Origin of the sequence: Helicobacter hepaticus ATCC 51449 (genome assembly GCF_000007905.1) — a bacterium.
Classification (GTDB): Bacteria; Campylobacterota; Campylobacteria; order Campylobacterales; family Helicobacteraceae; genus Helicobacter_C; species Helicobacter_C hepaticus.
The window spans coordinates 1,122,497-1,146,993 of the sequence record NC_004917.1 but is presented as its reverse complement, the minus strand read 5'-3'; the positions used below and the strand labels follow the sequence as shown (position 1 = coordinate 1,146,993).

The 24,497-nt window shown below is 36.3% G+C and carries 22 protein-coding genes and 1 tRNA gene; 14 read left to right on the top strand and 9 right to left on the bottom strand.

Annotated features, from left to right (window positions below; genetic code table 11):
* Positions 1 to 2: 2 nt before the first annotated feature.
* The 5 genes from fabZ to hisF form a co-directional block, all read right to left on the bottom strand.
* Positions 3 to 512, bottom strand: coding sequence for a 3-hydroxyacyl-ACP dehydratase FabZ (gene fabZ, locus HH_RS05720; protein WP_011116021.1), 510 nt, complete (start codon positions 510 to 512; stop codon positions 3 to 5).
* A 43-nt stretch (positions 513 to 555) separates the two neighbouring features.
* A complete protein-coding gene (locus HH_RS05715) occupies positions 556 to 1,704 on the bottom strand; it encodes an epoxyqueuosine reductase QueH (protein ID WP_226989474.1) in 1,149 nt (382 codons plus the stop codon).
* Positions 1,705 to 1,820: 116 nt separating this feature from the next.
* Positions 1,821 to 2,930, bottom strand: a complete 1,110-nt coding sequence (rlmN, locus tag HH_RS05710; protein ID WP_011116018.1) for a 23S rRNA (adenine(2503)-C(2))-methyltransferase RlmN — start codon at positions 2,928 to 2,930, stop codon at positions 1,821 to 1,823.
* A 14-nt stretch (positions 2,931 to 2,944) separates the two neighbouring features.
* Positions 2,945 to 3,559, bottom strand: coding sequence for a purine-nucleoside phosphorylase (locus HH_RS05705; RefSeq protein ID WP_011116017.1), 615 nt, complete (start codon positions 3,557 to 3,559; stop codon positions 2,945 to 2,947).
* Positions 3,560 to 3,653: 94 nt separating this feature from the next.
* Positions 3,654 to 4,409: an imidazole glycerol phosphate synthase subunit HisF gene (gene hisF, locus HH_RS05700; RefSeq protein WP_011116016.1), complete on the bottom strand. Its 756-nt coding sequence runs from the start codon at positions 4,407 to 4,409 to the stop codon at positions 3,654 to 3,656.
* Between the two features lie 175 nt (positions 4,410 to 4,584).
* Between hisF and rsmA the strand changes: the two genes are divergently transcribed.
* The 5 genes from rsmA to HH_RS05675 all read left to right on the top strand — a co-directional run bounded on the left by rsmA (position 4,585) and on the right by HH_RS05675 (position 9,506).
* A complete protein-coding gene (gene rsmA / locus HH_RS05695) occupies positions 4,585 to 5,436 on the top strand; it encodes a 16S rRNA (adenine(1518)-N(6)/adenine(1519)-N(6))-dimethyltransferase RsmA (RefSeq protein ID WP_011116014.1) in 852 nt (283 codons plus the stop codon).
* Positions 5,384 to 7,537 carry a ribonuclease J gene (locus HH_RS05690; protein WP_371414309.1) on the top strand — a complete coding sequence of 718 codons (2,154 nt, stop codon included), beginning with the start codon at positions 5,384 to 5,386 and terminating at the stop codon, positions 7,535 to 7,537. Before rsmA ends, HH_RS05690 begins: the two co-directional genes overlap by 53 nt.
* A gap of 12 nt (positions 7,538 to 7,549) precedes the next feature.
* A complete protein-coding gene (locus HH_RS05685; RefSeq protein WP_011116012.1) occupies positions 7,550 to 8,518 on the top strand; it encodes a KpsF/GutQ family sugar-phosphate isomerase in 969 nt (322 codons plus the stop codon).
* Between the two features lie 32 nt (positions 8,519 to 8,550).
* Positions 8,551 to 8,790: a DUF2443 domain-containing protein gene (locus HH_RS05680; protein WP_011116011.1), complete on the top strand. Its 240-nt coding sequence runs from the start codon at positions 8,551 to 8,553 to the stop codon at positions 8,788 to 8,790.
* Between the two features lie 140 nt (positions 8,791 to 8,930).
* A complete protein-coding gene (locus tag HH_RS05675; RefSeq protein ID WP_011116010.1) occupies positions 8,931 to 9,506 on the top strand; it encodes a hypothetical protein in 576 nt (191 codons plus the stop codon).
* Positions 9,507 to 9,545: 39 nt separating this feature from the next.
* On the opposite strand, the gene gpmI is transcribed toward HH_RS05675, so the two are convergent.
* Positions 9,546 to 11,018: a 2,3-bisphosphoglycerate-independent phosphoglycerate mutase gene (gpmI, locus tag HH_RS05670; protein ID WP_011116009.1), complete on the bottom strand. Its 1,473-nt coding sequence runs from the start codon at positions 11,016 to 11,018 to the stop codon at positions 9,546 to 9,548.
* A 107-nt stretch (positions 11,019 to 11,125) separates the two neighbouring features.
* On the opposite strand from gpmI, the gene mraY reads away from it, so the two are divergent.
* Positions 11,126 to 12,205, top strand: a complete 1,080-nt coding sequence (mraY, locus tag HH_RS05665) for a phospho-N-acetylmuramoyl-pentapeptide-transferase (protein ID WP_011116008.1) — start codon at positions 11,126 to 11,128, stop codon at positions 12,203 to 12,205.
* A 9-nt stretch (positions 12,206 to 12,214) separates the two neighbouring features.
* The gene (murD, locus tag HH_RS05660) at positions 12,215 to 13,477 is read left to right on the top strand and encodes a UDP-N-acetylmuramoyl-L-alanine--D-glutamate ligase (RefSeq protein WP_011116007.1); all 1,263 of its coding nucleotides are present in this window, start codon (positions 12,215 to 12,217) and stop codon (positions 13,475 to 13,477) included.
* A 16-nt stretch (positions 13,478 to 13,493) separates the two neighbouring features.
* On the opposite strand, the gene HH_RS05655 is transcribed toward murD, so the two are convergent.
* Both HH_RS05655 and eptA read right to left on the bottom strand, forming a co-directional pair.
* Entirely contained in the window at positions 13,494 to 14,585 is a 1,092-nt protein-coding gene (locus HH_RS05655) for an NAD(P)-dependent alcohol dehydrogenase (protein WP_011116006.1), read from the bottom strand.
* Positions 14,586 to 14,777: 192 nt separating this feature from the next.
* A complete protein-coding gene (eptA, locus tag HH_RS09335; RefSeq protein ID WP_158295432.1) occupies positions 14,778 to 17,174 on the bottom strand; it encodes a phosphoethanolamine--lipid A transferase EptA in 2,397 nt (798 codons plus the stop codon).
* Between the two features lie 431 nt (positions 17,175 to 17,605).
* Between eptA and HH_RS05645 the strand changes: the two genes are divergently transcribed.
* From HH_RS05645 to HH_RS05620, 6 genes are all read left to right on the top strand, one after another.
* Positions 17,606 to 18,103: a MarR family winged helix-turn-helix transcriptional regulator gene (locus HH_RS05645; RefSeq protein ID WP_011116003.1), complete on the top strand. Its 498-nt coding sequence runs from the start codon at positions 17,606 to 17,608 to the stop codon at positions 18,101 to 18,103.
* A 10-nt stretch (positions 18,104 to 18,113) separates the two neighbouring features.
* Positions 18,114 to 18,719: a YceI family protein gene (locus HH_RS09215; RefSeq protein ID WP_011116002.1), complete on the top strand. Its 606-nt coding sequence runs from the start codon at positions 18,114 to 18,116 to the stop codon at positions 18,717 to 18,719.
* 193 nt (positions 18,720 to 18,912) lie between these two features.
* A tRNA-Phe gene (locus HH_RS05635) sits at positions 18,913 to 18,988 on the top strand.
* Between the two features lie 75 nt (positions 18,989 to 19,063).
* On the top strand, positions 19,064 to 20,101 hold the full coding sequence (locus HH_RS05630; protein WP_011116001.1) for a YeiH family protein: 1,038 nt from the start codon (positions 19,064 to 19,066) through the stop codon (positions 20,099 to 20,101).
* An 8-nt stretch (positions 20,102 to 20,109) separates the two neighbouring features.
* A complete protein-coding gene (locus HH_RS05625; RefSeq protein WP_011116000.1) occupies positions 20,110 to 20,424 on the top strand; it encodes a thioredoxin family protein in 315 nt (104 codons plus the stop codon).
* 144 nt (positions 20,425 to 20,568) lie between these two features.
* Positions 20,569 to 22,611 (top strand): LTA synthase family protein, encoded by a 2,043-nt coding sequence (locus HH_RS05620; RefSeq protein ID WP_011115999.1) that lies wholly within the window; start codon positions 20,569 to 20,571, stop codon positions 22,609 to 22,611.
* Between the two features lie 7 nt (positions 22,612 to 22,618).
* Here HH_RS05620 and HH_RS05615 read toward each other — a convergent pair whose 3' ends face one another.
* A complete protein-coding gene (locus tag HH_RS05615) occupies positions 22,619 to 23,383 on the bottom strand; it encodes an SDR family oxidoreductase (RefSeq protein WP_011115998.1) in 765 nt (254 codons plus the stop codon).
* A 95-nt stretch (positions 23,384 to 23,478) separates the two neighbouring features.
* Here HH_RS05615 and HH_RS05610 point away from each other — a divergent pair, with 95 nt between their 5' ends.
* Positions 23,479 to 24,495 (top strand): type I glyceraldehyde-3-phosphate dehydrogenase, encoded by a 1,017-nt coding sequence (locus HH_RS05610; protein ID WP_011115997.1) that lies wholly within the window; start codon positions 23,479 to 23,481, stop codon positions 24,493 to 24,495.
* Positions 24,496 to 24,497 lie beyond the last annotated feature (2 nt).

Sequence of the window (24,497 nt, the reverse complement as noted above, 5' to 3'; positions counted from 1 at the left end):
CCTTAAGATTCTTTAGCTTCAGTAATCATAGCTTTAAGTTCAGCTTCACTTACAAGTTTATCCTCAACAAAAGCATTTGCTCCAAGTTGCCATATACTTCCTTTGTGTTTTAAAACCTTGAGCTCATATACAAGCCTATCACCTGGGACGACAGGGATACGAAACTTAACATTATCTATCGTCATAAAATATACAATTTTATTTTTTGCCTCTGCAACATTATCACCAAACATACTTACAAATGCTAAAAGACCGCCGGCTTGCGCCATTCCTTCAATCTGCATTACACCCGGATAAATAGGTTTGTTTGGAAAATGCCCCAAAAATACCTCTTCATTAATTGTTACATTTTTATATGCTTTGATATAACCATTTGGTTCACTATCACTTGTATTTTGCACAAGCTCCATAACTCTATCAACAAGTAACATCGGATAACGATGTGGTAAAATTTGACGAATTTTCTCCACATTCATTATGGGTTTATCCCCTTGTATCTTATTTGTATCCATTCTCTTACTCCTTATAACAAATGTGATATTCTACCAAAAAATTTTAATATGGAGTGATAGCAAAAATACTACTTTCTTGAAAATGTGCATTAATAAAAACTTTTAGACTATGTTTGATTTTTTTATCAAGGATAATAATAGGATTGATACTATCTGCACCACACAATGCCGTGCGCAATGCTATTTCATATTCATAACAAGGCGCATTATACACCATTTCTTGCACATTTGCATACTGCGTTTTTAATAAAATATTTGCATCATCTATGCTTAAAAATATACTTTCATCACGTTTAGCATAGCCCACCTCAACACATTGAAGTCTATAATCTTTATCATATACAGAGCGCTTGATATAGGTAATATTTGAAGTCTTTATCATATTCTTACTACGTGAATGTGTAATAACATACGAACTTATTACTTTCCCTTCATCAATACATATACTTCGTAAATTACGCCAAATAATTTTTGATTGTTTATAAAGCGCATACTCCCTTCCTTCTTTCTCACATTTATCCCGTAAATCAAAAACAGCTTTGCGCTGCTCATTACTCGCAGGTAAAATTTGCTTCCCAATATTGCTCATCAATTCAAGAGGAAGTTGCCCTTGAGATTCTCTTTGCTTACTTAAAGCAAATTGGCACCCACAATATGTTTGTTTATAAAGCCTATCCTTATTTGCTAATTCACTTTGTGCTTGCGTACCTCCATTGCTCCTCACATCAACCTTGATAAAACACAAGCCATAATGTTGCGCGATTTGGTTACCTTGAGTAAAAAGAATCTGCTGCTCTTTGAGAGGGCTAGAAAGTAAAGTTGAGGTAAAAGATTCTATTGACATTGTATGCGCCATTTGTGCAGTTTTTTCTAATCGCATATCAAAACATTTTACACATCGCTCTCCTTTTTCTGGCTCTTCTTCAAGTCCTCTAACACTTTCAAACCATTCTTGACTTTCATATTCTTCTTCTATAAGCTCTACTCCTAACATTTTACAACTTCGCCTGACATCAAGAAGCCGCAAATCATATTCGCTTTTTGGGTGAATATTTGGATTGTAAAAATACCCTATCATCGTTGTATCAGGATAAATTTTTTGAATCTCACTAAGAAAATAATGACTATCTACTGAGCAACATATATGCACAAGCATATTTTTCTTTTTTTCTATATGTATGCTTTCACTCATTTTTATTGTCCGCAAAATACCAAAAAGAAACGATACCTATGACTACAACCGCTGCCAAAAATACTGCTAAAATAATATCAAGATTCATTGTATATGCTTCTCCTTTCTTAGATTTTTTATGTCAATGTTTCACAAGAAACATTTTCTGCTTTAACTTTTTCGCGTAACTGCCCACACGCAGCACTAATATCAATACCTCTAGATTCTCGTATAGTGCAAAGTAATCCCCGCTTTATTAAAAAATCGGCAAATGCTCTTACATCGTTTATTTCCGGTCGCTTAAATGTGCTTCCTTCGTGTGGATTAAACAAAATCAAATTTACTTTTGCTTTAATACCATTAAGGAGTTGAAGCAATTTTTTTGCACTTTTTAAGTCATCATTCACACCTTTAATCATAAGATATTCAAACATTACTTTCTTGCGCGTATCTATGGGAAATGCCCTTACCTCAGTGAGAATATCAGATATATTATAGGCTTTATTCATAGGTATAAGTTGAGAACGCAACTTATCATCTACTGCGTGGAGCGAAATAGCAAGCTGCACACCTAAATTAAGCTTGCCTAATTGTTTGATTTTAGGTGCGATACCACTCGTAGAAATCGTTTGTCGCCGAGCAGAAATACTTAATCCTTCGGATTCTGAGAGAATCTCGATTGCACGTGTTACATTTTCAATATTATCAAGGGGTTCACCCATTCCCATATAAACAATATTCACTCTTTTATGGGGCGCCATTTGATTGTCTTTTTTCATAATTACAACTTGCTCAACTATTTCACTTGCGTGGAGATTCCGCACAAATCCACCCTTTGCAGTAAAACAAAATGCACAACCCACCTTACAACCAATTTGACTTGAGAGACACATTGTCCATTTTTCACTCTCTACCACTTCGCCTTTGTGTCCCAATTTTTTATCACGCATTTGAATCAACACAGATTCAAAACAATGTCCATCATAAGTTTCAAAGAGATATTTTTTACTTCCATCAATGCTATGTTCTACCCGTATAGGATAAATTTGAGAAAGTGCAAAATGCTCACGTATGTAATTTTGCATAGTCTTTGAAATATTATCCATACGCATTGCATCGTTCTCGTAGCGATGATAAAGCCAGTGATAAATTTGTTTCGCACGAAATGCAGGAGAAAGAATGGATTTAAGCTCATTAAGCTTATAACCATAAAGGCTTGGTTGTTGGAATGGAAAATCTATGTTCATATCAATCTCTTATTTTAACTTTTATGATTCTGCACCAAATCTTTGCTAAGGATACAAGAAATATCTTGAATTAAAGGGAGTTGTTCAGTGAGTTTTCGCTTAACCTGTTGATGATTGCTCATAAATTCATCGTGCGCATAAGTATGGCAATAATTACTTACGCAAAATATACCCACACACGGAATCTGAAAATACTGCGCTACCCTCATTACAGCAAAAAACTCCATATTCTCAAGTAAGATTCCTGCTTGAGCCAAACACATTGCTAATTGCTCATCAGTAGTAACATAATTAGAGCTATTGATAACAGCTTGTTTATAGTTTGCTTTGTGCTTAAATGTTTCATATGAAACTAATTCTTTCAATACTCCACTCTCAATGCGATTATCAATAGGTGTATAAGATTTATCCTGCAAAAATGAAAGTTCTACCTGCGTAGCACTATCGGATATATACATATCAAATATATTTATACTTTTATCATACGCTCCAGCACTTCCTATAAAAATAACACAATGCACATATTCTCTTGAACATATTTGAGAAAGTCCTATTGCACCCTCTACCAAACCCACACCGATAGATTTTGCAAAAGCAAAACTCTCACTATATCCAGCGCATACTATCATTCTCTACCTCGCAACAAAACTTTCTTTTGTGGTATTAATACTTTGTATTTATTGTCCAAATCTAATCCTTACGTCCAATTTTCTATTGCCTCTTTTAAATTCTTACAGGCACGCCTTTATCTTGCAAATAAGTCTTTAGCATTTTTATTTCAATTTCTTTATAATGAAACACACTCGCAGCTAAAGCTGCATCAGCTCCGTGAACAAATACATCAGCAAAATCTTCCATACTCCCAGCTCCTCCACTTGCAATAATTGGCACATTTATAGATTTAACTGCTTCTATCATTGCCTTGTCATAACCACCTTTGGTGCCATCAGTATCTATACTTGTAAGGAGAATCTCTCCTGCACCTCTTGCACACGCTTCATTTATCCACTCTAACATATCCTTACCGCTATCTACGCGCCCACCATTAATATAAACATTCCAAGAATTTTGGGATACCTTTTTCACATCAACCGCTACCACTATACATTGTGAACCAAATCGCTTTGCACTTTCATCAATAAGCTGTGGATTTCTAATTGCCGCACTATTAATGCTAATTTTATCACAACCTGCATTTAATAATGCAGACATATCCTCTAGTGATCTTATCCCTCCTCCTACGCTAAAAGGAATAAAAACCTCTTTTGCAATATTTTTTACAACCTCTATCATTATGCCGCGCTGCTCATAGCTTGCAGTAATATCAAGAAGCACTATTTCATCAGCACCTTCATCATTATAGCGCCGAGCAATTTCTACTGGGTCGCCCGCATCTTGTAATCCAATAAAATTCACTCCTTTTACTACGCGCCCACCATTAATATCAAGGCACGGGATAATCCTTTTGGCAAGGCTCATTATTGCTCCTTTTATTCCTGATTCTATAAATTTACTCTTATTTTGAGATTTCTCTAAGAATCTTATCTATGTGTAAATATGTAGATTTTATATATATCATAACCAAATACTCCTTATAAAAACAAAATATTTGCATAGTTTTGGTTATAATATCAGTCAAAATAAAGGTAAAGAAGTGGAAGAGTATCGGAGCAAAAAGCGTTTCGGGCAAAATTTCTTGCAAGATTCTCACTTCTTGCATAAAATTATCCAATCCATTCCCGATATTCCTATTCAATGTATAGAAATCGGGGTCGGCTTGGGTGATTTGACACAAGAGCTATTAAAAATAGAATCCTTGATAGCCTATGAAGTCGATTTAGACTTATGTTCTTTACTTAACAAAAAATTTTCTAACCAAATCCAGAGTGGGCGATTAAATATTATATATAAAGATATTTTAAATCTCCCTTCACAACAAGCTTGGTTACATACTCACGAATATAAGGTCGTCTCTAATCTTCCTTATTATATTGCGACACACATTATATTACGACTTTTGCGTGATAGATTCTGTCGTGCTTTTCTTGTGATGACACAAAAGGAAGTTGCACAAAAATTTTGCGCCACCACTGGGCAAAAAGAATTTTGTGCCTTGAGCGTTTTAGTTGAAAGTTTCGGTAAAGCGAAAATGCTTTTTGAAGTGCCAAAAGAGGCTTTTTCTCCTATGCCTAAAGTAACCTCATCTGTTTTTGTGATACATAAATACTCTCAACAAAACCAAATTGAGGACTCTTTCCTCTGTGATTTAGAATCTTTTTTAAAAATTGCATTTTATGCTCCGCGCAAAACGCTTTTCAAAAATCTTTCACAAGTTTTTGATAAAAAACTACTTGAAGAAGTTTTTGAAAACGAAAATATAAAATCTAATGCACGAGCTCACGAAGTAAAGACAAAAAGTTTTCACCACATTTTACAATTTTTAAAAAAAAGGAATGACAATGGAAAACAAACACTCACAAGAACAACAAAACAACGACCAAGTTAGTAAATTTAAATCATTTACAGATAGATTTAAAAAAAAGACGCCAGAAGAACAAGCTAATGATATGCTTTCTGATATATCTGCTCACGATTCTCAAAGTGCAAATGAACATCTCTCTCAAGATACTAAAACTCATCAAAAAGACATACGTAGAGAAAATCGCTATAAACCAAAATCTCACACAGCAGAAAAAAATTATAATGAACACACACCAAAAACGCATTATGATAATCAAAAACCATTTGAAAAACGCAGATGGCAAGGCAAGAATCCACAAACTACTCATCAAAACAAAGTTCATTCTGATGAGAGCAAAAATGGTATTCGCGAAGTAAAAGATATAAATGAAAAAGATAATCTTGGACTTCACAAAGACCTTAAACGAGGTGTGGAAGCAAATACACGAATCCAACGTCAAAGCCTCAATCCTCACAATAAACTTAATCTGAATACAAAAGCAAGTGTGCGCATTACACCACTTGGTGGGCTAGGTGAAATTGGAGGCAATATTACTATCATTGAAACACCAGATTCTGCCATTGTCATTGATGTGGGTATGAGCTTTCCCAATGAAGATATGCACGGCGTAGATATTCTTGTGCCCGATTTTAGCTACCTCTTTGCTATTAAGGATAAAATTGCAGGTGTTGTTATTACCCACGCACACGAAGACCATATCGGTGCAGTACCCTATCTTTTTAAACTTTTACAATTTCCTATTTATGGCACACCCTTGCCACTTGGTATGATAGGAAGCAAGTTTGATGAACACGGCTTAAAAAAATACCGCTCATTTTTTAAAATTGTTGAAAAGCGCAAACCCATTAAAATCGGAGCATTTGAAGTTGAATGGATTAATATCACACATTCTGTAATTGATGCCTCTGCATTAGCTATTCGCACAGATGCAGGAGTGATTATCCACACAGGTGATTTTAAAATTGACCACACACCCATTGATAATCTCCCCACAGATTTGCACCGACTTGCACATTATGGAGAGGAGGGCGTAATGCTCTTACTGAGCGATTCCACTAATTCCCATCGTAGTGGCACAACACCAAGCGAAGCTAGTGTGGGACCAACTTTTGAAGCACTCTTTAAACAAGCTCAAGGGCGTGTAATTATGAGTACCTTTTCTTCAAATATTCATCGTGTATATCAAGCAATCCATTATGGACTAAAATACAATCGTAAAGTTGCCGTTATTGGACGTTCTATGGAAAAAAATCTTGAAATTGCACGTGAACTTGGATACATTGACTTACCACAAAATATTTTTATTGAAGCACACGAAGTAGAAAAATATCCCGATGAAGAGGTGCTTATCGTTACTACTGGTTCTCAAGGTGAAACTATGAGCGCGCTTTATCGTATGGCGACAGATGAACATAGACATATCAAAATCAAACCAAGTGATATGATTATTATCTCTGCTAAAGCTATTCCGGGTAATGAGGGTTCTGTCTCTGCTGTACTTAATTATCTAATGAAAGCAGGAGCAAATATAGCATACCAAGATTTTAGCGAAATCCACGTAAGTGGGCACGCTGCTCAAGAGGAACAAAAACTTATGTTGCGGCTTATTAAACCAAAATTCTTTCTTCCTGTGCACGGGGAATATAATCATATCGCTAAACATAAACAAACAGCTATTGCTTGTGGAGTATTAGAGAAAAACATCTATCTTATGGAAGATGGTGACCAAATTGAAGTGAATCCTAATTACCTTAAAAAAGTTAGGAGTGTCAAAAATGGTAAAACTTTCATTGATAATCAAATTAATCGCCAGATTGAAAATGATGTCGTACTTGACCGCCAAGCTTTAGCACACGATGGCATCGTAATCATTTCTGCGCGTATAAGTAAAGAACGAAAGATATTAGAAACCAAAATATCAAGCTATGGACTGGTGGCAGATAAAGAAGATAAGGGCTTTGAAAAAGAAATGAATGAAACACTTGAATTTCTTGTAAAAAATTTCAAAACGGAAGGTTTTAATGCAAAAAATCTTGAAAATGAAGTGCATAATGTATTTAAAAGACATATTTTTAAGAAAGTCAAAAAATACCCTACAATTGTGCCGATGATTTATGTATTATAAGTGAGCCAAACTATGAAATTAGATTATGCATTAGTTGCAAAAGAAGTGCTTGAAATAGAATCTGCTAGCCTACTTCAAGCAACCAAAAGGCTTAATGGAAAAATATTAGAATCTATTGTAGAATGTATTATCAATTCTCAAGGAAAAGTAGTTGTATGTGGCGTTGGGAAAAGTGGGCTTATTGGTGCAAAAATCTCTGCAACACTCTCTAGCACAGGCACTCCTAGTGTATTTATGCACCCCACAGAGGCAATGCACGGTGATTTAGGATTGCTACAAAAAAATGACATTGTCCTTGCGATCAGTTATAGTGGCAAAAGCGAAGAATTGCTTAATATCCTCCCTCATATTAAACGGCTAGGCAATCCTATTATCACTATGAGCAAAGATATAAATTCTCCTCTTTCGCGTATGGGAGATTATTTTTTAGATATTAGTATCCAAAAAGAAGCGTGCCCGCTCAATATTGCACCCACAAGCTCTACTACTCTTACTCTTGCACTTGGCGATGCTTTGGCTGTATGTTTAATGAAACGGCGTGATTTTAAAGCTAATAATTTTGCTTCATTTCACCCAGGCGGAGCTTTGGGCAAACAGCTTTTTGTGAAGCTAAAAGACCTTATGCAAATAGAAAATTTGCCACTTATTTCACCTGATTTGCCGCTCTCTCAAGCCATTATTATAATGAGTCAAAAACGATTAGGAAGTGCAATAATTACGCAAAATGATGCATTATGGGGTATTTTAAGTGATGGAGATTTGCGCCGAGCGATGATGAATAAAGACTTTGATTTGAATGCGCCTGTAAGTATCTATGCGACGCGCAATCCTAAAACTTGTGATAATCCTGACATTCTCGCATTTGATGCGCTCAAGTTTATGGAAGAAAATAAAATACAACTCCTTATTATTACAAATAAGCAAAATCATATACAAGGTGTTATACACTTGCATACGCTTATTGCTGCTGGGATTAAATGACATAATATACAAAATAAAAGGAGTAAATAAATATGTTTGAAAAAATAGATGAAATTTTTAAAAATATAGAGGACATTCGTGATGATATTAATATCTTGCTCAATATTGCCAAAATTTCACTTATTGATTATATTATGATTAAACGTGGTTCGCAGGATATGCCAGAACATCTTACTTTTACTATGCTTGCGCAAATTGACGAGCAAATTGAAAAACTCAAAGCCCAAATTGATGCACTCAATAAACTTAAACGCGAACTTCTCATATTTTAATTGCTCCTTTCATATTCTCTCTAAATATAAAATATTTTTTCGTGGATTCTAGCTGATTTTTGACGCTTCACATTTATATCACACTCTTTAGATACTATTTGAAAATATCTCTATCAAATTCTTATACAAAAGGATTTTCAATGAAACTTCATCGCAAATTATGGATGCAAATCCATTTGTATTTAAGCCTTTTTTTCTTACCTGCGGCATTAATTTATGCGATTACAGGAGTGTTTTATATCTTTGAAATTCGTCAAAATTCAGGGGCAAACATTATAGAAATTAAACTAGATTCTATGCCACAAAAGGGAGATGAAAAGGAGTTTATAATAACTACCCTACAGGAACATCAGCTCAAAGTGCCTAAAGACACGACATTACACTCAATGAAAGGCAATCTCACTATGGGCGATATCAAATATGGAGTTAGTCTAATCAAAGATAAAGATGGCACACCTATAATCCGCACAATAGATAGGGGTTTATATGGAATCTTAATGCTTATGCACAAAAGCACAGGGACAAAATATGAGCTAGGGGGATTTAAATTCTCTTTCTTTGATTTTATTGCTATTGGTTTTGGCATTTCAATGCTACTTTTTTATCTCTCTGGCTTAATTATTACTTCATTTTGTAAAGGCAAACGCAAGGCAGCCTTTGGCGTTTTAGGTGCAGGATTTATTATCACCACACTTGCGGTGTATTTAAGCATTTAATATAAAAGCTAAGCTTTATACTTATTGCAACCAATTTTTTTAAAATAATGGCTTATCCATTTCAGGTGGAATAGGCAGATTCATTGCCTTAAGGACACTTGGAGCGATGTTATTCAATCCTCCATTCTCAATTTTACTCACTCCCTCAATCATACCAAAACACCATACTTGTCCAACGGTATGATTTGTGAGCATATTACCTTTTTCATCTTTCATTTCTTCGCAATTTCCGTGATCACTCGTGATAAAAAGAGCATAATGGTGTTTTTGAGCAGATTCTACAATCCTACCTAATTCCTTATCCACCGCTTCTACTGCTTTAATTGCTGCTTCAAGATTCCCTGTATGCCCGACCATATCACCATTTGCAAAATTTACCACCACAAAATCATATCCTTGCTCTACAGCTTTTATTACTGCATCACCCACTGCAGAAGCATTCATTTGAGGCTGTAAATCATAAGTTTTGACATTAGGGGAAGGGATAAGCACTCGTTCCTCTCCTATAAAAGCTTCCTCGCGCCCTCCATTAAGGAAAAATGTAACGTGAGCATATTTTTCAGTTTCAGCGGTATGAAACTGCTTTAAACGATGTGAAGAAATTACTTCGGCGAGAGTATTTTGCACATTTTGCTTGGGAAAAAGAATAGGGTAGGGGAATGTTGCGTCATATTCTGTCATTGTAGCAATATGAAGCTTTACATATCGCTCCCGCTTAAACTCTTTAAATTGTGGATTCCCTAAGCAATCAACAATTTCACGTGCCCTATCAGATCGAAAATTCACAAACACAAAGCTTTCATCATCATTCATCCCTTGAAACCCTCCAAAACTCACAGGAGTAAGAAATTCATCAAAAATTCCTTCATCATATTGAGATTGAATATACTCTTTAGGAGAAAGATTTGTAGGATTTTTGCCAAGTGCTATACTTTCATATGCCTTTTGCACTCTATCCCATCTTTTATCTCTATCCATCGCATAAAAACGCCCAGATACACTTGCTATACTTACATTATCTTCGCAAATAGACTCTATATCTGCAAGATAATTAAGCGCACTTTTAGGCAAAACATCGCGTCCATCAGTAATAAGATGTAAATACACCCTTTTACCTTGAGTACTTAGAATCTGTGCAAGCGCCTTTAAATGCACAATATGAGAATGCACCCCGCCATCACTTAGTAATCCACACAAATGCACAACTGCACTCTGCTGCGTAACCTCAACCAAAGCAGGATTATCTTTTATCTCATCATACTCAATCGCACGCGAGATTCTAACCAAATCTTGATATAATACTCGCCCGGAACCAATGCACATATGCCCTACTTCAGAATTTCCCATTTGTCCTTGAGGTAATCCCACGCTCAAACCAAAAGTATCAATCATACCATAGGGCACATTTTTGAATAAATAATCATAGGTAGGCTTTTTAGCGTGATAAAAGGCGTTATATTGCGTTTTATCACTATATCCTATGCCATCAGTAATCACAAGAATTGTTTTCATAATATGCTCCTCATTTTAATCTTTCATATTAACTAATTGTAGCTAAAATCCAAAACCTTTCATTAACTAATTAACTCCCTTAAAAGTTAAGGGGAAAAGGAATCTGTATGCTGTATTGGCTTTATCAATATTATGGAGTTAATATTTTTTCCTATATAACCTTTCGGGCAGGAGTAGCATTTTTTGTTGCCTTTGGTTTGAGCGTGTTTTTTATGCCTTATTTTATCAAATGGGCAAAAGCTAAAAAAGCCAACCAACCAATATCAACCTATGTTGCAGCACACGAAGGTAAAAAAAATACTCCCACTATGGGTGGAATTGTTTTTATTATAAGTATGATTTGTGCCTCTTTGCTCTGTGGCAATCTTTTCAATCCTTATGTGCTACTTGGACTATTTTGTATCTCTTGCTTTGCTTTGATTGGGGCAAGAGATGACTATATGAAAATCTCTGCTAAAAATAATGCTGGTATGAGTGCAAAAATGAAATTTTTTCTCCTTTTTATTGTTTCTCTTATCATCACATCTATCCTTCTTTACATCGGACATAATACAAATTTTTACATTCCTTTTATGAAATATCCACTCTTTGATATGGGAGCTTTTAAAATAATGGATATTTCAGTGCTTGCGCTAGGATTTTGGGTGCTTGTATTTCTTGCTACAAGCAATGCTGTAAATATTACCGATGGACTTGATGGGCTTGCTACAATGCCAAGCATTTGCGCGCTTTTTTCCCTTTCTGCCTTTGTATATGTCGCTGGACACGCTGGATTCTCTAGCTACCTGTTATATCCTAAAGTTGTGGATAGCGGAGAACTAGTGATTCTTTCTGTGGCGCTTATTGGCGCACTTTTTGGATTTTTGTGGTATAACTGCCACCCTGCACAAGTATTTATGGGCGATAGTGGTAGCCTCGCGCTTGGAGCATTTATTGCCTTTATGGCTATTGTATCAAATAATGAAATTCTCTTATTGCTCATCGGCATTATCTTTGTCATTGAAGCCCTCTCTGTTATTTTGCAAGTAGGCAGCTATAAATACAGAAAAAAGCGTATCTTCGCAATGGCACCCATTCATCATCACTTTGAAGTTCAAGGTTGGGCAGAAAATAAAATCATTGTCCGATTTTGGATTATTGCAATTTTAGCAAATATCATCGCACTTTTAAGCCTTAAAATTCGTTAAGGAAAAATAATGCATATAAGTATTTTTGGCTATGGCGTTACAACAACGCCCCTTGTAAGCTTTCTCAACCAGCAAGGGCACACTCTTCACATTTATGATGATAAATTTACTCAAGCTCATAATGATGATTTTGGCAATACCTTGCTCCCTTCAAATGATTTTATTCCAGAACATAGCGATAAAGAGATTCTTAGTCCGGGTATCCCCCCCTCTCACCCATTAGTGTGCAAAGCCCAACACCTCATTAGCGAATATGACTATTTTTATAGGCTTTTGCAAAATGATGTGAATACTCACAAAAAAGATATGCCTTTTATGATATGGATTAGTGGCACAAATGGTAAAACCACCACTACAGAAATGACAACACTTTTGCTTGAGCCATTCAATGCACAAAGTGGGGGCAATATCGGCACACCTCTTGCTATGCTTTATACAAGCAATCCAAAAATATGGGTGCTTGAGACAAGCTCTTTTAGCTTGCATTATACGCACGATGCCTATCCTAAAATCTACGCCTTATTGCCCGTCAAAGAAGACCATATCAGTTGGCACGGAAGCTTTGAAAATTATATTGATGATAAGCTTAGTCCGCTTAAGCGTATGGATTCCTACACTTACGCAATTATTCCCAGTGAATTTGAACATCATAATTTTATAAAAGATTTTAAAGGCACACTTATTAGCTACAAATCTACGCAGGATTTAGCCCAAAAATGTAGCATTTCTCTTCAAGATATTAACTTCAAAGAGCCATTTTTACTTGATGCCATCATAGCCCTTAGTATCGCTAAGCTTGCCTTTAAAGCCGATGATATTGCACGATTGAATACCTTTCAAATAGGAGCACATAGAATCGCTGAATTTTATGATAAATTCAATCGTTTGTGGGTTGATGATAGCAAAGGCACGAATGTCGATGCAACCATTCAGGCTATCGCACGATACATACATACACATATTATTATCATACTAGGTGGCGATGACAAAGGAGCAAATCTCACACCACTCTTTGAGTTTATGAAAGATAAAGATATTGAAATTATAAGCATTGGCGCGAATGAAGAACGCTTATGTTCTTTTGCTCAAGAATATCATATCCCCATTACACCTTGTAAAGACATCTATAAAGCTATGGATTGCATAAAGAAAAAACGCGATACGAATGCCAAAGATGTTGTGCTTCTCTCTCCTGCCGCTGCAAGCTTAGATCAATTTAGCTCTTATAAACAAAGAGGAGAGATTTTTACACAATTAGCTCTCCAAATGTAATAAATTATTTATTTGCTTATTCTTTGAGGCTGCTCATATCAATCACATAGCGGAATTTCGCCTTGCCGCTTGTAAGATTCTCATACGCCTCATTGATTTGCTCCACAGAAATAACCTCTGTCTCGGGATAGATTCTATGTTTGAGCGAAAAATCAAGCATTTCTTGTGTCTCTTTTATTCCGCCAATGAGTGAGCCATAGACTTTTTTGCCCGCCGCAAACACAAGTCTCGTTAAATCAATGCTAAGCTTCTCATCTGCAGGTGGTAAGCCGACAATCGCCATTTCTCCGCCAAATTTCAACAACTCCGCATAGGCATTCACATCATACGCGGTTGGAATCGTAGAAATGATAAAATCAAATCGTTCGCTCACACCCTTTGTATCAGTATAAAGTGCCTTTGCACCAAGATCTAATGCCTCTTTTTCTTTATTTTTATTACGCGCAAACACGCTCACTTCCGCACCCATTTTGATTGCGTATTTGAGTGCCATTACACCAAGCCCACCAAATCCAGCTACCGCGACTTTATCGCCTGCCTTGACATTGCTAAATTTAATCGGCGAATAGGTGGTGATTCCTGCGCAAAGCAAGGGAGCAACTTTTTCTAACGGCGCATCTTGTGGGACATTGACCGCAAATTTTTCACTCACTACAATATTATTTGAATACCCGCCATAAGTTGGCTCGTTATCGTGGAAGCAATCGTGGCAATCATAAGTAAAGACGCATTTGCCATTTTCACAAAACTGCTCTTGGCTTCTTTTGCACGCCTCACACTCACCGCAAGAATTGACCATACAGCCTACCCCTGCGTAATCGCCAACTTTAAATTTGCTTACCTTGCTTCCTACTGCCACGACTTTACCCGCAATCTCGTGTCCGGGCACCATTGGAAAAATTCCCTTATGCCATTCCTCACGCGCGCTATGAATATCGCTATGGCAGATTCCAGCATATAGAATCTCAATCAAAATGTCAGTTTCTCCCAAAGCGTGGCGCGAAAAACTAAAGGGCTTAAAAGTATCACTTTTATGTGCGACTGCGTAGCCTTTGGCAGTGATTCTCTGCCCACTTTGTGCTTGTGTCAAATTCTCTTTTAATAGCATAAATACTCCTTAAATGACTAAAATTGAAAATGTAATTATAAAGCCTGATACCTAGTGTTTGTCAAGGGGCAATACACATAATAACGAAAAATATCAACAAAGTATTATTGCGCATTGTTGATTTTATATTTATCTTATGTGTGTGGGAATTTTTACCAAAAATGCAAAAATTATACAAACGCTAGTAATTTGCTATTTTTGCTTAGTAAATATGCTCATTTTTTCATCAAGCACTTCGCTCTCCACATCTAAAAATGTCAAAACACTATGAAAGATATGAAAGTGTGTTGCTTCATTTAAATCTTTAATCCTGCTAGCATTAGAACTCCACACAAAAAATGGTATTTCATATTGCTCCTTTGGTGCAAATGCTAATGGTATCCCGTGCATATATACACCATTTTCACCCAAGCTCTCGCCGTGATCACTTACATAAATCATTGTGCTGTCGTATTTATCAAGTTTGCTTAACTGACTAATGACTGAGTGCAATAAAAAATCAGTATAGAGGATTGTATTATCATACGCATTGATAATTTCACTCTGTAAGCATCCCTTTGGTTCGACACTTTTACACACAGGCTTAAAGACTTCAAACTGAGGAGGGTATTTCTTATAATATGTTGGTCCGTGGCTCGTGCTTGTATGAATGACGATAAGCACTTTAGGCGATTTTGCTAACTCAATGTCCTCGGTTAGTCCCGCCACAAGTGTAGACTCATAGTTATCATCAAGATGAATATATTTCTCTGCAAGTTGCGAATATCGCATAATATTTTCACTAGGTAGGTGAAGCGGGGGTTCACCCCAATTTGTCGAACGCCACATCACATCTACCCCAGTGCGTGCAAGATAGTTTGGCAATATCTCATACAGATTTGTGCTATCCTTGTATGAAAGCATATTTTTCACAGATGCACTCGTATATGTCGTGCTTGATTTTGCATAAAAATGTCGAAGTCCTGACACTTCTAAAAGGAGAGGGTTGGTATTGCGTGAGTAACCATATAATGAGAAGTTTTTTGCACGTGCAGATTCACCAATCACCAGCACGACTACAGATTTTTTGTCATTTGTAATGCGTGCATCAGGGAGGGGAATCTCTTTTTTATTTTTTGCTAACTCCCCTTGAAAATACCGCACTGAGTTACCTATATATGACCAAGGCATAATAAGTGCGCCAAGTTGTTTAGAGTATTTATCAAACCACAATAGATTCTGAAAATTAACTCCAGTAAGCACAATAAGCACGAAAAATATCAAGCCTAAGCTCTTAGCAAGTGATTTGCGTGTAGGTCTTGCCACCTTTTCAAAGAGTAGAAAGCATGCTGGGAGAAGACCTAGTATAACTATATATAGTGCCATTTTTAAAGATAGAAATTCTCCTGCTTCTGCTGGGTTTGTATTAAAGAGATTGCCCATCATCGTTTTATCCAAAAACACTCCATATACAGAGACGAAATACACCGCTATGGCATTTGTGATTGAGATAATTGCGAACCATATTTTAGTGAGCTTGAAAGAGATGAGCGCTAATAAGAGTGGCATAAGTGTAGTAAGTGCGAACAAAAATAGCACGAGTGAAACAAATAGCACAATTGCATTTAGTGAATCTAAAGCGAGATTTGTCCGCACGAATCCTAAAAAAGGAAAATGGAAAAATGCTACTTGAAGTGCGGAGATGATGAAAATAAAGACGATAGGTTGACTCGGGGTGGGGTGGGGGGGGGGGGGGGGTGGAGTGGTGCATTGTAAATCCAATCTTTGAGCGCTAGTAAAATATTTATGTAGCATCATAAATAAGCAGCCTGACGCACAAATAAGTGCAAGATAAAATACCGCAAGATTATGCTTACTGATATTTTGAATCGCCATCACCACAGCAACTGCGCCCAAAGTAGCGAAAATAAGCAAACCAAAATGTGAATCTAACCAAGCAAAAATACGCGTCTTACTAGCCACAAGCACACCAAAGACTCCGCACACACACCCAAGGGACGCGCCCACAAGGACATCTAGCGGATAGTGTGCTCCCACGCCCACGCGTGAAAGCCCCACAAATACACCCAAAAGAGTGATACCTATGATAAAAGGCAAACGCCATTTGCGAGTGCTTGGCATAAAAGCAAAAAGCAGCACAGAAAGTATCGTGAATATAGTGATCGAATGCCCTGATGGTAGGCTATTTGTGCCTGCTAGTCGCTCACCGATGATATTAAAAGTATTCTCAAAAGCACGTGCTGGACGTGGCATTGCATAGATTGTCTTGAATAATGTAGAAAGCACAAGAGAAAGCAAGGAGCCTGCGATGAGTGCTTCCCAAAGCTTAGGTGCGATGAGGAACCCTAGCAAGAGTGCGAATGCTACACTTGCATCACCGAGTTGGGTAAGATTGTGTGCGAGAGATGGGACATTGGACCAAAGCGAATTGATGGCTAAGAAAATATCCTTTTGAATCTGTGGATATACCTCCGGCTCACTCCAACCAAAGATTCTTAACATACCAACAATAAGGCAAAAAATGCCTATTGTGACACCTAAATGCCATAAATTCACTTTGGCAAAATTCATACTAACTTGTTTATTCATAGCTGTGATTATACACAAATTATCAATGAATTTGTGTAGTTTTATTGTCATTTGTCTTTGGTGCAATTTGATCATTAAATTCTATAAGAATCTAAATGCCCTTGCTTAGATTCTAACCTAGACCTTCAGCAAGCTAGAAAATATATTTATCTTGTATCTTTGCTTCAAGAGCTAAAATTCTGCTGCTTCATAACTATGCTTGGCACATAAAAAACTTTGGTTTTTTCATAAATATCGGGAAAGTTCTGAAGTATAGGCAAGTATTCTTTACCCTTGCAAATCTTTCTTTTGCCTTTAGAGTCCTCCATAGTATCTAGCAAGTAGTTTTCACAAAAATATATCAATTTTTGGCTTTGACTTGATTTTATTATCATTTTTAATTATAATAATTTTTAGTTACTATAATTAAAAATTATTATAAGGAGAAAATTATGAAAATGCAAAAACGAGATTCCAAAACCCCTTTAAAGCAAGATGTAAGCAATGAATCTTGTGATATTTACGAAAATATTGGTTTTCTTGCTACACAACTTAGAGAAAAACTCTCTACAGAATTTGATAGGCGTATAGCTCCACTTGGTATCATACACCACAAACAAGCAGGGATTTTATGGGTATGCTCACAAAATCCACACTCCCAAATCAGTTTGTGCAATTTTGCTTCAAGTGATAAAAATTATGTGCGTATGTATATTGATGACTTAGAATTTAAAGGCTTAGTAGAGCGCAAACAAAATCCAGCAAATAGACGCGAAAATCTTATCACCCTTACACCTAGTGGCAAAGAATACGCTAAAAAAACATACCAAATAATGAAGGAGGTGCATAATGACTTACTCTTAGAGCATCTAAGTAAAGAAGAGATGCAAGAGCTTCGCAAGATATTATATAAGGCAGTCATAGGACTTGAAAACAAAAGCAAAAGCTGAAAGGATAATTATGTTACACACAAAAGCACGACACAAAGGATTTGGACAAAGAGGCACTTTAGAGAAAATATTTCATAGCCTCATATGCGCTCTATTGCTTATGACAACACAAGCTTATAGCGCAACCCATCAAGGCAATCTTTCATTAAGCGAAGATTCTCATATTGGTTTTAAAGCAACAAAATTTGGTTTCGTATCAATTGATGGGGTTTTTAAAGACTTTAGTGGCAATTTAAAACTTGATACTACAAATAATATCATTAATCTAAGTGGTGAGGTCAAAATAGCCTCTGTTTTTACTGATAATAAAAAACGAGACGCGCATCTATTAGAATCTGATTTCTTAGATGTCAAGGCTTATCCAACAAGTCGCTTTATGATGACAAAATATGAAAGACTTGAAGAACAAAAAGATGATAAGCATATCAAGGGTAAAGTGTATGGAGAGCTAAATTTGCACGGCGTAACTTTGCCACTTGTGCTTGATTCTATGCTTAATATAAACACACTTGAACTCACACTAAAAGGAGAGATTAATATTAAAGACTTTGGTATTGAGGGCTCAAAAATGAATAGTGATAGAATAGAGCTACATATCAAAACTTTTTGGAAATAACGCACATTTATTAATAAATAATTGTATTACTAATAGCTTCTTAGGTAGGGTTAGATTTTGGAGTTAGACTCTAACCATACCTAACTAAGTATTTTATACTTTCGCTTATTATACTTCATAAGCAGATTTGAGATTTGCATTTGATTAAGCCAAGTTTTAAGCGTATTTAGCTATAATACGCATTTCTTTTTGTGGCTCGATAGCTCAGTCGGTAGAGCAGGAGACTGAAAATCTCCGTGTCGGTGGTTCGATTCCGCCTCGAGCCACCATACATTACCTCTAGTATCTGTATTTATTTACAAATCATAAAATAGAACAAACATTTATTTCTTAAAGGATATATAATGGCTTATCGCTTTCAAGGTTTTCTCTATGGCATATTATTTCTTGCTTTTTTTAGTTTGCTCTCACTCTTTATTTCTGCCACGCTTACACCATTTCTCTCTCCACTCATTATTGGTATTTTGCTCGGGGCTGCACTCTCTCCGTTTTATCCCAAACTCAATCAACATTATGATATACAAGCAGGGATTACTTTTGGTGCGAAAAAGCTCTTGCGTCTTGGCATTATTCTCTATGGTTCATATATCACACTCGGCGAAATTGCTACACTTGGGCTTAATGGATTCCTTATTTCTTTATTTATTGTTGCTGGAGTATTTATTGCAGCAATTTTTATCGGTAAAATGCTCAAACTTGATAATGAAATCAGCTTACTTGTAGGCATTGGAAGTGCAGTATGTGGTGCTGCAGCAATCCTAGCTTTAGAATCCACCCTCAAAACTCACCCGAGTAAAAGCTCTGTGGCTCTTGGTTTTATTGTCATTTTTGGACTTATTGGTATGATACTCTTACCTGCAATATATTATGCCAATATACTCCCCTTAAATGACTATCAGTGGGGTATTTTCATCGGTGCAAGCTTGCACGAAGTAGCAAATGTCGTAGGTGCTGCGGCAATCTCACCAGAATCTCAAAATGTAGCTATTATCGTTAAAATGACGCGTGTCGTGCTACTTGTGCCACTTTTGCTTATTATCTCCTATATTATTTTTAAGCTCAATCAAAAACGTGTTCAAAATGATACAAATATTCCAAATGGCGACACACACGCAAAACAAAATGCACTTTATATTCCTTATTTTGCTTTTGGATTTTTAGGCGTAATTGTGCTTAATTCTTTTATTGATTTTCCACCAGTGGTGGTAGAATCCACACAATTTGCTTCTAAAATTTGCCTTGTTTTTGCAATGGTAGCGCTAGGTTTGCAAATTGATTGGCAAAAATTTATCTCTTTTGGAGCAAAGACATTTGCCCTTGCATTAATTTTATTTATTATCCTTATGTTTGGCACTTATGGGTTAGTTTATATTATGTTTTAGGAGGTATTATGATAGAAAATATTGATAGTAAGCGTTTTTATGAAGTGATTAAGCAAGGTTGTGTAGTAGTGGATTTTAGTGCACCTTGGTGTCCAGACTGCCGAGCTATTGACCCTATGCTTGAGGTGCTTGCCCAAGAGTTTGCAGGGAAAATAACCATATTCAAGGTAAGTTTTGATACACAAACACACCTTAAAGATGAACTCAATATTCGCAAGATTCCCACACTCATTTTTTACAAAGATGGAAAAGAGGTAGGAGAGCGCCTCATTGAGCCGCACTCTATAGAAAGTATTAGAAGTGCATTTAACACACTCTTATAATTTCTCCCATAGTGCCAATTATATTTAAGCCTGCACTCAAAATAGGCGTAAAAATACTTCAACAATCTTTATTTTAGAAACAAGTTAAATAATTCAATATACAATAATAGTTTTTGAATCTAACTCTTAAGAGGGGTAAGCCCAATGATTACCAATAATACACGAATATACTTAAAGTTTCTTTTATTTTTATGGCTGATAGCTATTATTATGCGCATTGGCTTTGTGCTTTGGCAATGGGAAAGTCTAGCTGGTTTTTCTTGGGCTGAATTAGGAAAGGCTTTTTATATCGGTGTTCGCTTTGATGGTCGTATAGCTGCCCTAATGTCTCTACCTCTGCTTATATGTCTTTTTACACCTTTTATATCAAAATCTTTTGATAAAGTGCGTCCATTTTTAGTGGCATTTTATACAATTGTATTTATTTTTTATGTTCTAATTTATATCGTTGATTTTGCCCATTATGCGTATTTACAATCGCGCCTTAATTTTGCAGCCATCGGATTACTAGAAGATACCAAAGAAGCTTTAGGAATGATTTGGCAAACATATCCTGTTATAAAACTCTTGGTGCTTCTTGGTGTTGTTGTTGCTATACTTACCTTTGGAAGCAAAATGATTTTAAATAAGTGGGTTTATAGCGTAAATACTATTTCAAGTAAAATAACATCAGGAGTGGCTACCTTACTTGTAGTTCTTATTTTAATTTATGGGCAATATGGCATAATTTATTATCCATTGCGGTGGAGCGAAGCCTTTTTCTCAGGATACAATCAAATTACTGCCTTAGGGCTTAATCCCATTCAGAATCTTGCAGACACGCGTCCGAAAAATTCCTATATAGATAATACAAAACAAGCCCGCGAAGCTTATCCTACTGCTGTGGAATACTTAGGCGTGCAAAACCCTAATACAAATTCTATGAGTTATGACCGCTTTTCAAAAACTACTGGTGAGGCTAAACCAAACATTGTTATCATTGTTATTGAATCTATGAGCACTCATAAAAGCTCACTTATGTTTGATGAAATAGATACCACGCGCTTTCTTTCTCAACTCGCCAAGGAATCGCTATATTTTCCTAATTATTACGCTTCAGCTCGCACCACCGCAAGAGCAATGTTTTCTATCATAACAGGCATACCCGATGTGAATGAATATTTTAAGACCAGCTCTCGCGACCCTTATACAATGGATCAACATCTTGTATGGAATGACTTTGAGGGATATACAAAGCTTTATATGCTCGGTGGTAATGCAAATTGGGCAAATATACGCGGCGTGTTGAGCAATAATGTCTCTGGGCTTCAAATATACGAAGAGGGATATTGGAAATCTCCTAGAATGGACGTATGGGGAGTTTCAGACAAAGACCTTTTGCAGGAAGCTAACACACTCCTTGAATCACAAAAAGCTCCTTTTATAAGCCTCATTCAGCTTGCAAGCTTCCACGCGCCTTTTACCGTCCCTGAAGGCATACCTGATTTTGATTACACCATACCTGATAATGAATTTTTAAAAAAATATGGTTTCGAAGACAATAGAGCAGAATATCTCTCTATGAAATATTGTGATTATGCGCTCAAAAAATTCTTTGAGACTGCCAAAAAATCATCATATTATGACAATACAATTTTTATCATCACAGGAGACCACGGAATGTCGCAAATTTCACCATCAGTTGATAAAACTTATTCAAATTTGCTTCTGCACGAATTTCAAGTGCCACTTATTATCCACTCTCCAAAATTCTTTCCTCAAGGCAAAATAATGCCTCAAGCAGGAGGGCATATTGATATATTTCCAACAGCAGCTGGTTTAGCTGGAGTTAAAATCCACAACACCACTATGGGAAGAGATTTACTAGATAGCAGTTTTGGGGAAGAACGCTTTACCTTTATCCGCCGCTGGAATAGACCACCATTACTTATAAGCAATAAATACTGCTACTCTAATGAATACGAGCAAGCAGGAGGAGGTGCGCTCTATAAACGCACTCCCAAAGATTCTACAAATAAAGATTCTACTCATTGGCAGCTTGTAGGAGAAGAAGATTCTAAACTTTATGCAAAACTTAAAAAAATCAATGCGGATTTATGGGAAACAGCAATATATATGCTCTATCACAATACCAAAGCACACGCCAATGAAGCTACAAAAGCCCTTGAAAATGCACAAGAGCATTAACTTAAACTTATAGCCTCCCCATAAAGCCTATAAGATTCACAAGTGCGCGTTTGAGCCAAAATGGTAAAATAGTATAGAATCTTGCTGCATACGCTAAAGAGTGTGGAAATGCGTAGAAACTTTTGCCTTTCTTAATCGCATAATACATCTTTTTACTTGCCTGTTCAACACTCATTTGTGGAATAGAATGGTGAATATAATCTGTCAGTGGCGTTTTAATAAACCCCGGACAAATAGTTGTAATATGCACATCTTTTTGCGCCACGCTCAAACTTTCTCCCAAACTTTTAACAAAACTCTTTGAAGCACTATAACTTGGTGCATTTGGCAATGAAAGAAGTGCTGCAATAGATGCCATAAGCACTATTTGTCCTCTCTTTTTATCTTTTAATTCTTGCTTACGGAATGCTTCAAGTGCGTAAAATGCAATATAGGCTACACCCATAACATTTGTATGACAAATTTCAAAATGTTTTTTTACACTCTCTTTTTCTCCCATCGCAACCCCTGCATTTATAATAAGCACATCAAGGCGAGAGACAAATATTTCTTCACACCAAAGTTTGCACGACTTTTCATCGCTTACATCAAAACAAGAAATTTCTACTTGTGCTTGAGGATTTGCAGCTAAAATATATGCTCTACTCTCTTCTAATCGCTCCTTATTGCGTCCTGCAATATATAAATGAGTTGCCTCATTTGCAAAACAAATTGCTAATGCTCTACCTATACCACTGCTCGCTCCTGTAATTGCCACACGAAAAGTATTCATTTCTTATCCTCTCAAAATCAATAAAAATATGACTATTATAGCAAATATGCTACAATCGCTTTTTGCACTTTAGCATTTAATTTTCAAGGGATAAGATGATAAATATTGCTATTAATGGCTTTGGACGCATTGGCAGAAGTATTATGCGCGTAGCCTTGCAACATAAATACAAAGAACACATAAGCATTGTTGCCATTAATGATATTAACGATTGGGAGATTCTAAGCTATCTGCTTGAGAATGACACCACCCATCGCACACTTCCCTTTGAAGTTTCGCACACCTCTAATACTCTTATACTTAAAAATAATCACAACACTTATCCACCTATTCGCACTTTTAATCATAGCAATCCTAAAGAACTTGATTTTGCTGCGTGTGGGGCTGATATTGTTATTGAATCAAGTGGGCAATTTTTAGATTCTAAGCAGCTTACACATCATTGTGAAAAAGGTATAAAAAGAGTTATTCTCTCTGCTACACCAACCGATAATATGCCAACCTTTGCACTTGGAGTTAATCATACCCTCTATGCCAAAGAATCTATTATCTCTAATGCCTCTTGCACTGCAAATGCTCTAGCACCGCTTTGCAAGATTATTGATGAATGTTTTGGTATTGAAGTAGCGAGTTTTTGCATTATGCACAGCTATACAAATGAACAATCTCTCCTTGATAGCGTTTATCCTACAAATAAACGCCGCTCACGAGCTGCTGCTCAAAATATTATCCCCACTCATACAGGTGCAACACGCACACTTATGCGAATCCTCCCAGAACTTGAGGGAAAAATAGATGGACATAGTGTGCGTGTGCCCATTTCAAATGTTTTGCTTATTGACATAACCTTTAATCTTTCGCGTCAAACGACTATCACGGAACTTAATAATGCACTTATAAATGCAAGTAAAACCTCAATGAAAGGAATTATTGGCATTGATTCCAAACAAGGCGTAAGCAGTGATTTTATAGGGAATCCTCATAGTGTTGTATTTGCACCAGATTTAAGCTATATCGTTAATGGCAATATGGCTCGTGTTATGGCGTGGTGTGATAATGAATGGGGATACGCTAATCGTTTGCTTGATATGGCACAATTTATTAGCTCTTAAAT